Below are 13,660 nucleotides of genomic sequence, written 5' to 3'. Positions count from 1 at the left end.
CGGCCGTGGCGCCGGGCGCCGGGGACCACCCCGGCGCCCGGTCGCGGCGCTCGGACGGGCGACCGCTCCCGCGAGGAGCGTCGCGGTCATCGACCGACGAAGGCGAGCAGCGCCTCGTTGACCTCGGCCGCGTGCGTGACGAGCAGGCCGTGGGGAGCACCCTCGACCTCGACGTACTCGGCATCCGGCACGAGCTGGCGGAAGCGGCGCCCGGTCGCGTCGATCGGCAGGATGTTGTCCTTCGTGCCGTGCAGGATCAGCGTCGGCTTGCCGGCCGCGCGGACGGCCTCGACGTCGGCCCGGAAGTCCTCGATCCAGGTCGGCACGACCGCGTACGCGGCGACGGGCGCGGAGCCGATCGCGGTGATCCAGCTCGCGTGCACGGCGTCCTCGCTGATGCGGGTCCCGAGGTTCTCGTCGAGGTTGTAGAAGTCCTTGTAGAACTGCGTGTACCAGGCGTAGCGGTCGGAGCGCGCGGTCTCGACGATGCCGTCGAACACGGACTGCGGGACGCCCTCCGGGTTGTCGTCGCGCTGGACGAGGAAGGGCTCGAGCGAGGCGAGGAACGCAAGCTTGGCGACGCGCTCGTGGCCGTGGTTCTTCACGTAGCGGGCGAGCTCGCCGGTGCCCATGGAGAAGCCGACGAGGATCACGTCGCGCAGGTCGAGCGTCTCGAGGACGGTGTCGAGGTCGGCTGCGAACGTGTCGTAGTCGTAGCCGCTGCCGACCTTGCTCGACGCGCCGAACCCGCGGCGGTCGTAGGTGATGACGCGGTGGCCGGCGTCGAGCAGCTCGCGCTTCTGCAGCTCCCAGCTGTGGCCGTCGAGCGGGTAGCCGTGGATGAGGACGACCGGCTGCCCGGTGCCCTGGTCCTCGTAGTAGAGCTCGATGTCGGTGGAGTTCTCCTGCCCGACGGTGATGTACCCCATGGTCGTGCTCCCTTCGCGGCGTCGGGAGAACGGTCGTTCTCCCGTGAGTCGCTACACTAGAGAACGATGGTTCTCCGCGCAAGCGGTACGACGTGAACAGGAGATGAGCGATGCTCGACGACGCGAGCGCCCGTGCGGCCGTGGTGGCCGCGGCCGACCGGCTGTTCTACGCCCAGGGCGTGCAGTCCGTCGGGATGGACGCCGTCCGCGCCGAGGCCGGGGTGTCGCTCAAGCGCATCTACTCGCTCTTCCCGTCCAAGGACGACCTCGTCGTCGCCGTCCTGCGCCAGCGCACGCGCCGGTGGGACGAGGGGATCGCGCAGGCCGCCGCGGGAGCGGCCACGCCCCGTGACCGCCTGCTCGCGGTGTTCGACTTCCTCGACACGTGGTTCCGCGAGGACGGCTTCCGCGGGTGCGCGTTCATCAACTCGTTCGGCGAGCTGGGCGCGACGTCGCCCGGGGTCGCCGCCGCGGTGCGCGAGCACAAGGAGTCGTTCCAGCGGTACGCGCGCGACGTCGTGCGCGAGGCGGGCCTGCCCGACGACGTCGCGCTCCAGGTCGTGCTGCTCGCCGAGGGTGCGCAGACGACGGCGGCCATCACGCAGGACCTCGACGTCGCGCGCCAGGCGCGCCGGGCGGCCGAGGCGATCCTCGACGCGGCGGTCCCCGCGACGGCCTGACGTCCCTGGGTGGTCGGGCCCGGGCTCCGGGCACCGGGAGGGATCGAAAGATGGGAGCGATCCCACGACACGCCGAGAGAGCGCTTGCTCGGCGTGATCCCGCCGTCGTAGGTTCGCGACGGAGGGCCGAGGAACGGCCCCCGTCCCGGTGCAGAGTCGCGCCGAGAGCACGTCGCGCACCGTGGCGAGACGCAGGCGGCACCGCCGCCGGACCTGGAGGAACGATGGACCTCGCACGTCACCGCTCCCTGACACCGCCCCGCACCCCGGCCGGGCCCCGACCCCGCACCCGGCGGCGCCTCGCGGGCGCGCTCGTCGCCGCGCTCACGGCGGCCGCCGCGGCGCTCGCCGCCACCGTGCCCGCGACGTCGGCCGCCGCCGCACCCGGCGACCTCCTGTGGTCCGACGAGTTCGACGGCGCGGCGGGCTCGGCGCCGAACCCCGCCGTCTGGAACCACGAGACCGGTGCGCACGGGTGGGGCAACGCCGAGCTCCAGAACTACACGGCCTCGCGCGCCAACTCCGCGCTCGACGGCCAGGGCAACCTCGTCATCACCGCGCGTCGCGAGGGCGACGGGTCGTACACGTCGGCCCGCATGACGACCCAGGGCAAGTACCAGCCGCAGTACGGGCGCATCGAGGCGCGCATCCAGATCCCGCGCGGCCAGGGGATCTGGCCGGCGTTCTGGATGCTCGGCGGGAGCTTCCCCGGGACGCCGTGGCCGTCGTCGGGCGAGATCGACATCATGGAGAACGTCGGGTTCGAGCCGCACCGCGTGCACGGCACGGTGCACGGCCCGGGGTACTCCGGCGGCTCCGGCATCACGGGCATGTACCAGCACCCGCAGGGCTGGTCGTTCGCGGACACGTTCCACACGTTCGCGGTCGACTGGAAGCCGGGGGAGATCACGTGGTTCGTCGACGGCCAGCAGTTCCACCGCGTCACGCGCGCGAGCGTCGGCGCGAACGCCTGGGTGTTCGACCAGCCGTTCTTCCTCATCCTCAACGTCGCGGTCGGCGGGCAATGGCCCGGCTACCCCGACGGCACGACCCAGCTCCCGCAGCAGATGAAGGTCGACTACGTGCGCGTCTACGACAACGGCTCGGGCTCGTCGAACCCGGGGAACCCCGGCACCGGCCTGCCCACGGGGACCGGCGCGGTGCGCGCCGCGAACGGCATGTGCGTCGACGTCCCGTGGGCGGACCCGACCGACGGCAACCAGGTGCAGATCGTCACGTGCAGCGGCAACGCCGCGCAGACCTGGACGCGCGGCTCCGACGGGACCGTCCGTGCGCTCGGCAAGTGCCTCGACGTGCGCGACGGCGCGACGACGCGCGGCGCGGCGGTGCAGGTGTGGACGTGCAACGGGACGGGCGCGCAGAAGTGGGCATACGACGCGGGGAGCAAGGCGCTGCGCAACCCGCAGTCCGGGCTCTGCCTCGACGCCACGGGCGGCGCGCCCCTGCACGACGGCCAGCGGCTGCAGACCTGGACGTGCAACGGCACGACCGCCCAGCAGTGGACGCTCTGACACCCGGCTGACCTGGCGACCGCGGCGACCGGCCGCGCGGGCGGGGCACCCCGGGGTGCGTCACCCGCGCGCGGTCGCCGCGTCGTCGGGCGGGTCGACGCGCGGGCCCGGCTCGCCCTGCTCGCCCGGTCCGGATGGGCGGCCGCCCGGCTCGCGCGAGCCGAGCCGGCTCGCGACCATCGGCAGCACGATCACCGACAGCACGCCCGCGCCGACGAGCGCCGCCCCGACCTGCGACGTCATGGCGCCCTGCTCGACGGCGATCTCCGTGAGCGCGACGAGCAGCGGCAGCGCGGTCGCCGCGTAGAGCGCGGTCTGGACGCGCTCGACCGACGGCAGCTCGCGCCGGAACCACAGGAGCACCGGGCCGCCCCGCACGACCACCATGAGCGCGAAGAACGTCAGCGGCAGCAGCGGGGACGCGACGATGGAGTCGATGTCCAGGCCCATGCCGGAACTGACGAAGAACACCGGCACGAACACGCCCCACGCGACCGCGTCGAGCTTCTTCTCCAGCGCCTCGACGTCGCCGGGCGCCCAGCGTCGCAGCACCATGCCGCCGACGAACGCGCCCAGCACCGCGTCGAACCCGAGCCCCGCGGCGAGCGCGAGCAGCACGACGAGCAGCAGCACCGTGAGGCGCAGCGTGCTCTGGCCGGTCCCGTGCTCCGCCGCGCTGAAGAGGCGGTCGCCGCCGAGGGCCTTGAGGCGCCCCAGCCGGCCCGGCAGCGCGGACAGCGCGACCGCGACGACCGCGAACAGGACGAGCAGGATCGCCGCGACCCCGCTCTCGCGCGTCCCGAGCAGCACGGCCATGGCGACGATCGGGCCGAGCTCGCCCACCGCCCCGACCACGAGCACCGCGCGGCCCAGCCGCGAGCCGAGCTGACCGCCGTCGCGCAGGATGGGGAGCACCACGCCGAGCGCCGTCGTCGTGAGCGCGATCGCCCCCGCCGCGACGGCGTGCGGCGAGTCGTGACCGACGATCGCGAGGACGAGCACGGCGCCGACGACGAGCGACGTCAGCCACGCCGCTCCGGCCCGCCGTCCGACGCGCTCGCGCAGGAGGCTCGGCTCGAGCTCGTACCCGGCCAGCAGGAAGAGGAAGCCCATGCCGAGGTCCGAGAGGAGCGTGACGTCGTCGGGCGTGGCGAGGTCGAGCGCGGACGGCCCGACGAGGATGCCGCCCAGCAGCAGCACGACGACCTGCGGGACGCGCGACCGCACGGGCATGAGGCCCGTGAGCAGCGGCGCCAGCAGGGCGACGACGAACACCGGCACGAGCGGGGCGTAGACGTTCACGGACGGCTCCCGGTGGTCGGCGGCGGCGAGCACCAGGATGGCGCAGCGGCCGAGGTCGCGCGCGGGAAGCGGCGGGCGCATCTTGACGGCGGTCGCGGCCCGGCCTAGCGTCGGCCGGGCCGCGTGACGCGCGGCACCTGGATCGGCAGACAGGACCACTGAGCCGGCGCACCGTGGCGCCGGATCCGCGCCCCGGTGAGAGACGAGCCACCAGGAGGCACCATGACCAGCACCGACGCAGCGACCAGGACGTGGGTCCGCGACCCGCTCGGCGTGTTCACCGCCGACGACTCCCCGGGCGCCCCGGACGCGCGCGGCGGCCTCGTCGTCGAGGGCGGGGTGATCGTCGAGCTCGTCGCGGCCGGCGCGCAGCCGTCCGCTCCCGTCGACGAGACGTTCGACGCGTCGCAGCACGTGCTCACGCCGGGCCTGATCAACACGCACCACCACTTCTACCAGACGCTCACGCGGGCCTGGGGGCCGGTCGCCGACGCCCCGCTCTTCCCCTGGCTGCAGCGCCTCTACCCGGTCTGGGCGCGCCTCACGCCGCGCGACCACGAGCTCGCGACGACCGTCGCCCTCGCCGAGCTCCTGCTCTCCGGCTGCACGACGGCGGCCGACCACCACTACGTCTTCCCCGCCGGTCTCGACGACGCGATCGACCTCCAGGTCGCCGCCGTCCGGCGGCTCGGGATGCGCGCGACCCTCACGCGCGGGTCCATGACGCTCGGTCAGGACGACGGCGGCCTGCCGCCGCAGTCGGTCGTCCAGGACCTCGACACGATCCTCGCGGACTCGCGGCGGCTCGTGGACACGTACCACGAGCGGGTTGCCGGGGCGCAGGTGCAGATCGCGTTCGCGCCCTGCTCGCCGTTCTCGGTGACGACCGACGCGATGCGCGAGAGCGCGGCGCTCGCGGAGGAGCTCGACGTCCGCCTGCACACGCACCTCGCCGAGACGATCGACGAGGAGGACTTCTGCCGCGAGCGCTTCGGGATGCGCACGGTCGACTACCTGGAGTCCGTCGGCTGGCTCACGGACCGCGCCTGGCTCGGCCACGGCATCCACCTCGACGACGACGAGGTGCGCCGCCTCGGGGCGGCGGGGACCGGCGTCGCGCACTGCCCGACGTCGAACATGCGCCTCGCGTCCGGCATCGCCCGGGCCGTGGAGCTGGAGAACGCGGGCGCGCCCGTCGGGCTCGGGGTCGACGGCTCGGCGTCGAACGACGCCTCGACGATGATCCTCGAGGCGCGCCAGGCGCTCTACCTCCAGCGCCTCCGGTACGGCGCGGACATCCCCGTGACGCGCGCGCTCGGCTGGGGCACGCGCGGGTCGGCGCGCGTGCTGGGGCGGGACGACGTCGGCGTGCTCGCGGTCGGCAAGCAGGCCGACCTCGCGCTGTGGCGGCTCGACGAGCTGCGCTTCTCCGGCGCGCACGACCCGGTCGCCGCGCTCCTGCTGTGCGGCGCCGACCGCGCGGACCGCGTCATGGTGGGCGGCGCGTGGCGCGTCGTCGACGGCGCGATCCCCGGGCTCGACCTCGGCGCCCTCGCGGCCGAGCACTCGGCGGCGGCCCGGCGCCTCGTCGCGGGGTGAGCCGGGGCCGGCGGGGACGGGCCGGGCCGACGCCCGGACGTCCCCGTCGGCTCAGAGCTCGCGGTAGTAGTGGACGACGGGCAGGGCGGTGAAGCCGCTCGACTCGTACAGGGCGCGCGCTGCCCCGTGGCCCGGGTCGCCGCCGGTCCAGACGTTGGCGTAGGCGCACCCGGCGTCGCGCATGAGCGCGAGGGCAGCGTCCACGAGCCGGCGGCCGATGCCGTCGCCCTGCACGTCGGGGTCGACGGCGATGATCTCCAGGTCGGCGGTGCGCGCGCCCTCCGGCGCGGGCTCGCCGAGCACCGTCGTGGCGAACCCGACGACCCGGCCGTCGCGCTCCGCGACGACCGTCGTCGCGGGGTGCTTCTCGCACGCGCCCCGCACCTCCGCCGCCTGGCTGCGGCGCCAGTCGGGGTAGGCGAGGTCGTAGAGGCGCTCCCCGAGAATCTCGCGCCAGGAGGCGAACGCGCTCTCCCACGCGCGCAGCGACAGCGCGACGACCGCGTCGAGGTCGGCGGGGCGGTAGGGCCGCAGGGTGGTGGTGGTCACCGCTGGAGCGTAGGGAGGGCGCGCGGCGTGGTGCCAGCGCTTTGCCGCGTCGCGCGGGCGGCGTCACGGGTGACGTCGGGCGGGCGATGTCGGACGGTCGCGACCGTCCCCGCTGGCCACGCACGAGTTGGAGGGCGGGACTTGACACAGGTCACACGAGGCGTTCGAATAGTGGAAGTAGTTTTCCGCCAAGCGGAACGATAGCTGACGAGGAGGTCCGCTATGAATGCGCGAGCCACGAGGGCCACGGACGGCGCCGAACGGCGTCCGGCACGCCCCGAGGACGAGCGGCTGCCCATCGGGTCGACGTTCGGGTACGGGTTCCAGCACGTGCTCACGATGTACGGCGGCATCATCGCTCCGCCGCTCATCGTGGGGAGCGCCGCGGGCCTGACCGGCGCCGAGATCGGGATGCTCGTCGCGGCGTCCCTCTTCATCGGCGGCCTCGCGACGATCCTGCAGACGGTGGGCATCCCCTTCTTCGGGTCCCAGCTGCCGCTGGTCCAGGGCGTGTCCTTCGCGGGCGTGTCCACGATGGTCGCGATCGTCAACGGCGGCGGAGGGATCCCGGGCGTCCTGGGCGCGGTGCTCGTCGCCTCCGTGATCGGCCTGCTCATCACGCCCTTCTTCGCGCAGATCATCCGGTTCTTCCCACCGGTGGTCACGGGCGTCGTCATCACGACGATCGGCCTCACGCTCATGCCCGTCGCAGCCAACTGGGCGATGGGTGGCAACGCGAGCGCGCCCGACTACGGCTCGGTGAGCAACATCGGCCTCGCCGCGCTGACGTTCGCGATCGTCATCCTGCTGTCCAAGGTCGGCAGCGGCACGATCTCGCGCCTGTCGATCCTCATCGCGATCGTCGTCGGGACGCTCATCGCCCTCGCGCTCGGCAAGGCCGACTTCTCCGGCGTGGGCGACGGCCCCGTCGCCGCGTTCCCGTCGTTCCTCGGCTTCGGGGCGCCGACGTTCGAGATCGCCGCGATCATCTCGATGCTCATCGTCATCCTCGTGACCCTCACCGAGACGACGGCCGACATCATCGCCGTCGGCGAGATCGTCGGCACCAAGGTGAACCGCAAGCGCATCGCGGACGGTCTCCGGGCCGACATGGCGTCGTCCATCGTGTCGCCGTTCTTCGGCTCCTTCACGCAGTCGGCGTTCGCGCAGAACGTCGGCCTCGTGGCCATCACGGGCGTGAAGTCGCGGTTCGTCGTGGGGGCGGGCGGCGCGATCCTCGTGATCCTCGGCCTGCTGCCGGTCCTCGGCCGCGTCGTCGCCGCGGTGCCGACGCCGGTCCTCGGCGGCGCGGGCGTCGTCCTGTTCGGCTCGGTCGCGGCGTCGGGCATCCGCACGCTCGCCAAGGTCGACTACTCGCGCCCGATGAACCTCATCATCGTGGCGGCGTCGATCTCGTTCGGCATGATCCCCATCGCCAAGCCCGACTTCTACGACCAGTTCCCCACGTGGTTCGGGATCATCTTCCACTCGGGCATCAGCTCGGCCGCGGTCATGGCGATCCTGCTCAACCTGCTCTTCAACCACCTGAAGTTCGGCACGCCGCCCGACCCGTCGGTGTTCGCCGCCGGGGCGGAGCACGGGGCGAACGCCGTGGACGACGAGGACCTCGACGACCTCCAGGACGACGGCGTCCTCAACGGCTCGACGCGCCGACCGGTCGCCGTCGACGCCGCGGCGCCGACGCCCGACGCCCCGGCACCGGACGGCGACGGACGACAGACCGGCACCGCCGCCGGAGCGGGCGACCGCGCCGACGACCCGGCCGCACCGGGCGACGGCACCGCCGCGCCGCGCCAGCACGCCGTCGCCCCGCTCCCGCGGACCGCGACCCCGTAGCGACGGCACAGCGTCGTGCCCGACGCCCCCCCGCACCCCACGCGTCCCTCACGCCGGGTGCGGGGCGTCGTCGCGCCCGGGCCGTGTAGCGTCGTGGGTCGGCGTCGAGCACGGCGTCCCGACCCCGACCGCAGGACCGCACCATGAGCACCCCCACGCCCGAACGCCCGGCACCGTCTGCGAGCGGGGCCCCGTCCACGACCGGGCCGACCGGCGACGCGACCGTCGACAGCGGCGCGGACCCGAGCGCCGACCGAGGCGCCGACCCGAGCGCCGACCACCTGGGCAGCGGGCTGCGCACGCGGCACCTGACGATGATGGGCCTCGGCTCCGCGATCGGCGCCGGGCTGTTCCTCGGCTCCGGCGTCGGGATCGCCACCGCCGGCCCGGCCGTGCTCGTGTCGTACGCGATCGCGGGCGTCGTCGTCATCCTCGTGATGCGGATGCTCGCCGAGATGGCGAGCGCGCGCCCCGCGAGCGGGTCGTTCTCCGTCTACGCGGAGGAGGCGCTCGGGCCGTGGGCCGGGTTCCTGCTCGGCTGGCTGTACTGGTTCATGCTCGTCATGGTGCTCGGCGCCGAGATCACCGGGGCCGCGCGCATCGTCACCGGCTGGTACCCCGACGTGCCGCAGTGGGGCGTCGCGCTCGCCGTGGTCGTCGTGTTCGCGGTGATCAACCTGTGGGGCGTGCGGCAGTTCGGCGAGCTCGAGTTCTGGTTCGCGTTCGTCAAGGTCGCGGCGATCGTCGGGTTCCTCGTCGTCGGCGTGCTGCTCGTGCTCGGCCTGCTGCCCGGGACGGAGCCCGTCGGCACGTCGAACCTGCTCGGCCAGGGCGGCTTCGCCCCGGAGGGGTGGGGCGGCATCGCGGCGGGGCTGCTCGTCGTCGTCTTCGCGTTCGGCGGCATCGAGATCGTCACGATCGCCGCCGCCGAGGCGCGCGAGCCGCGCACCGCCGTCGCGCGCGCGACGCGCAGCATCGTGTGGCGGATCCTCGTGTTCTACCTGGGCTCGGTCGCGATCATGGTGCTCGTGCTCCCGTGGGACTCGCCGCTGCTCGCCGAGAGCCCGTTCGTCGCGGTGCTCGACCTCGCCGGGCTGCCGGGCGCGGCGCGCGTCATGGAGGTCGTCGTCGTGGTCGCGCTGCTCTCGGCGTTCAACGCGAACGTGTACGGCACGTCGCGCATGGCCTACTCGCTGGCCGGGCGCGGCGACGGCCCGCGCGCGCTGCGGCGCGTGTCGCGGCGCGACGTCCCCTGGGTGTCGGTGCTGGTCTCCGTGTTCTTCGCGCTCGTCGCGGTCGGGCTGAACTGGCTCCTGCCGGAGGCGCTGCTGGGCATCCTGCTCAACGCCGTGGGCGCCGCGCTGCTCGTCGTGTGGGTCCTCGTCGCCGTCTCGCAGCTGCGGCTCCGCCGTCGGATCGAGGCGCAGGCCCGCGCGTCGGGCGAGCCGTTGACGCTGCGCATGTGGGGCTTCCCGTGGCTCACGTGGGCGGTGCTCGTGGGTCTCGCGGCGCTCGCCGTCCTCATGCTGACCGACGCCGCCGCGCGCGCCCAGCTCGTGTCCACCGCGGGGCTCGTGGTCGTGATCCTCGCGGTGTACCTCGTCACCCGGCGGGGCCGGGCGCGGCGCGGTGCGGCGGCGGGGGCGCGCGCCGACGGGTGAGCCGTCGTCCACGGCGTGCACGGACGTGCGCCCCGGACGGTGCACAATGAACGGATGACCTATCGCGTCCTGAGGCTCATCCTGTCGCTGCTCGCCTACGTGCTGCTGCGGCCCCAGGTGACAGGACGCAACAACATCCCGCGCCACGGCGCGGTGATCCTCGCGAGCAACCACCTGTCGTTCATCGACTCGCTGCTCATCCCGATCGTCGCGCCGCGGCACGTGACGTTCCTCGCCAAGGCCGAGTACTTCACGGGCCGCGGGATCAAGGGACGCCTGTCGCGGTGGTTCTTCACGACGATCGGCATGATCCCCGTCCAGCGCGACGACCCGCGCGCGGGGCAGCGCTCGCTCGAGGACGCGCTCGAGGTGCTCCAGCGCGGCGGCGCGTTCGGGATCTACCCCGAGGGCACGCGTTCGCGCGACGGCAAGCTGCACCCGGGCCGCACGGGCGTCGCGTGGCTCGCGCTCGCCGGGCACGCGCCCGTCGTCCCCGTCGCCGTGCGCGGCACGGACAAGGTCCAGCCGGTCGGCAAGCGGATCCCGCGCCTGCACCGCGTCGAGGTGCACTTCGGCAAGCCCATCGACCCGCAGCGCCAGATCACGGCCGGGACCAAGCCGGCGCAGGCGCGCCGCGAGCTCACGGACGAGGTCATGGCGTCGATCCACCGCATGAGCGGCCAGGACCTCGCGGCCTGACGGCGGTCAGCCGCCGATCGAGCTCAGGCCGAACGCCGTCGCGAACCCGAGCACGGTGACGAGCCCGGTGACCGGGCCGCCGAACTCCGTCGCCTCGGGGATCATCGTGTCGACGAGCATGGTGAGCAGCGCCCCCGCGGCGAATGCCTGGGTAACCGCCACGACGGCGGGCGACGCGCCGTCGAGCGCGAGGTAGCCGATCCCGGCCGCGAGCGCCGAGACGAGCGTCGTCGACCCCCACAGCACCCACAGCCGTGACGGCTTCGTGCCGGCCTTGAGCAGCCCCGCCGTCGCCGACATCGCCTCGGGCAGGTTGGACACGAAGACGGCGGCGAGCATCGCGACGCTCACCCCGCCGCCCCCGATGAGCGTCGCGCCGAGCACCACGGACTCGGGGATGCCGTCGAGCACGGTGCCGAGCGCGATCGCCGCGCCGCCGGTCCCGCCCGCGGCCTGGACCGACTCCTTCTGCACGCCCGTGGAGCGCTTGCGGCCCTCGCCGCCCATCCGGTCGATGATCCGGTCGCCGACGAAGAACGTCAGCGCCCCGCCCGCGAGACCCGCGAGCAGGACGAGCCCGCTCGCGCGGGTCGACGCGTCCTCCACGAGGTCGTAGGCGACCGCGCTGATGAGCACGCCCGAGCCGAACGCCATGACGAGCCCGACGAGCCGCTGGCCCGGCGGGCGCCAGAAGACGAGCGCGGCCCCGAGGAGCAGCGACGACGCCCCGACGAGGCCCCACCAGAACCCGATCACGCTCCCATTGGACCAGCGGGCGTGCCGGGGCGCGCGGCGTCGCGCACGTCGCGGTTCCCCCGTCGAGGGGATGTGCTGGGCGGGCGGCGCGGTGAGACTGGGGGCCATGACGACCGACGCGCGCCCGCCGCGAGGGTGGGGACGGGTGCTCGCCCCGCTGCGCAGCACGGCCACCGTGCGCGCCGGGGTGCTCCTCGTGGTCGGCGGCGTCGTCGCCGGGGCGTACGCGGCACTCGTCGCGGGGTTCGTGCAGATGTTCGCGTCCCTCCAGACGCCGCGCGTCGCGACGGTCGTCCTGGCGCTCGTGACGGCGGTCCTCGCGAGCGCGCCCCCGTTCCTCGCGCCCGTGCGGACGCTCGAGATCGCGGCGGCGCGGACGTTCCTCGACGTCGACGTGCCGCTCCCCGCTGTCGGCGCCGCCCCGCCGGGGGCGGCGACGCGCTGGCGGGCCGCGGCCTGGTACGCGCTGCACCTGGCCCTCGGGGCGGCGGTCGTGGTCGTGGTGCTGTTCGGGGTCCCGGTCGCGACGCAGCTCGTGCTGTCCGCGACGGGCGTCGAGCCGGTGCTGCTCGCCGACTGGCGACCGTGGGAGGCGCTGCCTGCGTGGACGTGGCTGCTCACCGCGGTGCTCGTGCTGCTCGCCGTCCCGTACGTCGTGGTGCTCGCGCGCGCCGTGCTGCGCCAGGCGGCCCTCCCGCTGCTCGGCCCGGACCAGACGGAGCAGATCGCGGAGCTGGAAGCGGCCGCAGACCGTGCGGCCGAGCGGGGCCGGCTCGCGCGCGAGCTGCACGACTCGGTCGGCCACGCGCTGACCGTCACGACGCTCCAGGCGGCCGCGGCGGCACGCCTGCTGGACTCCGACCCGCCCGCGGCACGTCGTGCGCTCGCCGCGATCGAGGAGACGGGCCGCAGCGCGATGGCGGACCTCGACCACGTGCTCGGCCTCCTGCGCGCGGACGTCCCGGGGGCGTCGCCCCGCGCCCCGGCCCGCACGCTCGCCGACCTCGACGCCCTGCTCGACGACGCGCGCGGCACGGGCGCCGACGTGCGGCTCGCGCGGTACGGCGCCGCGCTGCCCGACGTCCCGCGCGCCGTCTCGCAGGAGGCGTACCGGGTCGTGCAGGAGGCGCTGACCAACGCGCTGCGCCACGCGCCCGGCGAGCCCGTCGCCGTCGAGGTGGCGCCCGGTCCCGGTGACGCGCTGGTCGTCGAGGTGCGCAACCCGCTCGGGGCGGGGACACGGCGTCGGGCACCCGACGGCGGCGCGCGCGAGCACCGCGGCCTCGCGGGCATGCGCGAACGGGCCCACCTGCTGCGCGGGGAGGTCGCGGCCGGTCCCGCGCCCGACGGCGGCGCCTGGGTCGTGCGCGCGACGTTCCCGCGCGCGGGGTCGTCGCGATGAGCGCGGGCCCGGGCAGGAGCGGTCCCGTGACGGGGACGGTCCGCGTGGTGCTCGTCGACGACGAGCCGCTCGTGCGCGCGGGGCTGCGCGTCATCCTCGACGCGGAGCCGGACCTGGAGGTCGTCGGCGAGGCGGGGGACGGCGCGGAGGTGCCGGGCGTCGTCGCGCGGGCGCGGCCCGACGTCGTGCTCATGGACGTGCGGATGCCGCGCGTCGACGGGATCGCGGCGACGCGGGCGCTGCTCGCGCGCGACGGCGCACCGCGCGTCCTCGTGCTCACGACCTTCGAGAACGACGACCACGTGCTCGACGCGCTCCGGGCCGGGGCGCACGGGTTCCTGCTCAAGCGCGCTCGCCCGGAGGAGGTCGCGCAGGCGGTGCGCGTCGTCGCGCGCGGCGAGTCGCTGCTCTTCCCCGACGCCGTGCGACGCCTCGCGACGGCGCACCCGCCCACGGGCGACGCGCTGCGCGGCGCGCGCCTGACCGAGCGGGAGGGGGAGGTGCTGCGGCTGGTCGCGCAGGGGCTGTCGAACGCGGAGGTCGCGGCCGAGCTCTACCTCGGCGTCGAGACCGTGCGCACGCACGTGGGCAACGTCCTCGCCAAGCTCGGCGTCCGGGACCGCACGCAGGCCGTGGTGCGCGCGTACGAGTCGGGGTTCGTGCGGGCGGGCTGACGCGCGCGCCGACCGCCCCG

The 13,660-nt window shown here is 74.6% G+C and carries 12 protein-coding genes; 8 read left to right on the top strand and 4 right to left on the bottom strand.

Annotated elements, in window-relative coordinates; translation table 11 throughout:
* Nucleotides 1-86: 86 nt before the first annotated feature.
* Nucleotides 87-929, bottom strand: coding sequence for an alpha/beta hydrolase (locus MT994_RS01720; RefSeq protein WP_354804842.1), 843 nt, complete (start codon nucleotides 927-929; stop codon nucleotides 87-89).
* Between the two features lie 110 nt (nucleotides 930-1,039).
* Here MT994_RS01720 and MT994_RS01715 point away from each other — a divergent pair, with 110 nt between their 5' ends.
* A complete protein-coding gene (locus MT994_RS01715; RefSeq protein WP_137281287.1) occupies nucleotides 1,040-1,609 on the top strand; it encodes a TetR/AcrR family transcriptional regulator in 570 nt (189 codons plus the stop codon).
* A gap of 224 nt (nucleotides 1,610-1,833) precedes the next feature.
* The gene (locus MT994_RS01710; RefSeq protein WP_354804840.1) at nucleotides 1,834-3,141 is read left to right on the top strand and encodes a family 16 glycosylhydrolase; all 1,308 of its coding nucleotides are present in this window, start codon (nucleotides 1,834-1,836) and stop codon (nucleotides 3,139-3,141) included.
* Nucleotides 3,142-3,201: 60 nt separating this feature from the next.
* On the opposite strand, the gene MT994_RS01705 is transcribed toward MT994_RS01710, so the two are convergent.
* Nucleotides 3,202-4,524 (bottom strand): cation:proton antiporter, encoded by a 1,323-nt coding sequence (locus MT994_RS01705; RefSeq protein WP_354804839.1) that lies wholly within the window; start codon nucleotides 4,522-4,524, stop codon nucleotides 3,202-3,204.
* A gap of 141 nt (nucleotides 4,525-4,665) precedes the next feature.
* Between MT994_RS01705 and MT994_RS01700 the strand changes: the two genes are divergently transcribed.
* Nucleotides 4,666-6,042, top strand: coding sequence for an 8-oxoguanine deaminase (locus tag MT994_RS01700; RefSeq protein ID WP_354804838.1), 1,377 nt, complete (start codon nucleotides 4,666-4,668; stop codon nucleotides 6,040-6,042).
* Nucleotides 6,043-6,093: 51 nt separating this feature from the next.
* Here the strand turns inward: MT994_RS01700 and MT994_RS01695 are convergent, their stop codons facing one another.
* On the bottom strand, nucleotides 6,094-6,591 hold the full coding sequence (locus MT994_RS01695) for a GNAT family N-acetyltransferase (RefSeq protein WP_354804837.1): 498 nt from the start codon (nucleotides 6,589-6,591) through the stop codon (nucleotides 6,094-6,096).
* A 222-nt stretch (nucleotides 6,592-6,813) separates the two neighbouring features.
* Here MT994_RS01695 and MT994_RS01690 point away from each other — a divergent pair, with 222 nt between their 5' ends.
* The 3 genes from MT994_RS01690 to MT994_RS01680 all read left to right on the top strand — a co-directional run bounded on the left by MT994_RS01690 (nucleotide 6,814) and on the right by MT994_RS01680 (nucleotide 10,808).
* Entirely contained in the window at nucleotides 6,814-8,448 is a 1,635-nt protein-coding gene (locus MT994_RS01690) for a nucleobase:cation symporter-2 family protein (protein WP_083711527.1), read from the top strand.
* Nucleotides 8,449-8,591: 143 nt separating this feature from the next.
* Nucleotides 8,592-10,109: an amino acid permease gene (locus tag MT994_RS01685; protein ID WP_354804836.1), complete on the top strand. Its 1,518-nt coding sequence runs from the start codon at nucleotides 8,592-8,594 to the stop codon at nucleotides 10,107-10,109.
* 54 nt (nucleotides 10,110-10,163) lie between these two features.
* Nucleotides 10,164-10,808, top strand: coding sequence for a lysophospholipid acyltransferase family protein (locus tag MT994_RS01680; RefSeq protein WP_061268954.1), 645 nt, complete (start codon nucleotides 10,164-10,166; stop codon nucleotides 10,806-10,808).
* Nucleotides 10,809-10,814: 6 nt separating this feature from the next.
* Here the strand turns inward: MT994_RS01680 and MT994_RS01675 are convergent, their stop codons facing one another.
* Nucleotides 10,815-11,564 carry a ZIP family zinc transporter gene (locus MT994_RS01675; protein WP_034654794.1) on the bottom strand — a complete coding sequence of 250 codons (750 nt, stop codon included), beginning with the start codon at nucleotides 11,562-11,564 and terminating at the stop codon, nucleotides 10,815-10,817.
* A 106-nt stretch (nucleotides 11,565-11,670) separates the two neighbouring features.
* Here MT994_RS01675 and MT994_RS01670 point away from each other — a divergent pair, with 106 nt between their 5' ends.
* Together MT994_RS01670 and MT994_RS01665 are read left to right on the top strand one after the other, a co-directional pair.
* Complete coding sequence (locus MT994_RS01670; RefSeq protein ID WP_354804834.1) at nucleotides 11,671-12,966, top strand: histidine kinase; 1,296 nt, start codon at nucleotides 11,671-11,673, stop codon at nucleotides 12,964-12,966.
* A gap of 26 nt (nucleotides 12,967-12,992) precedes the next feature.
* Nucleotides 12,993-13,640, top strand: coding sequence for a response regulator transcription factor (locus MT994_RS01665; protein ID WP_354804833.1), 648 nt, complete (start codon nucleotides 12,993-12,995; stop codon nucleotides 13,638-13,640).
* Nucleotides 13,641-13,660: the final 20 nt, after the last annotated feature.

The organism is Cellulosimicrobium sp. MI9406, from assembly GCF_040595865.1.
Classification (GTDB): domain Bacteria; phylum Actinomycetota; class Actinomycetes; order Actinomycetales; family Cellulomonadaceae; genus Cellulosimicrobium; species Cellulosimicrobium funkei.
This window is presented reverse-complemented; position numbering and strand designations above follow the sequence as displayed.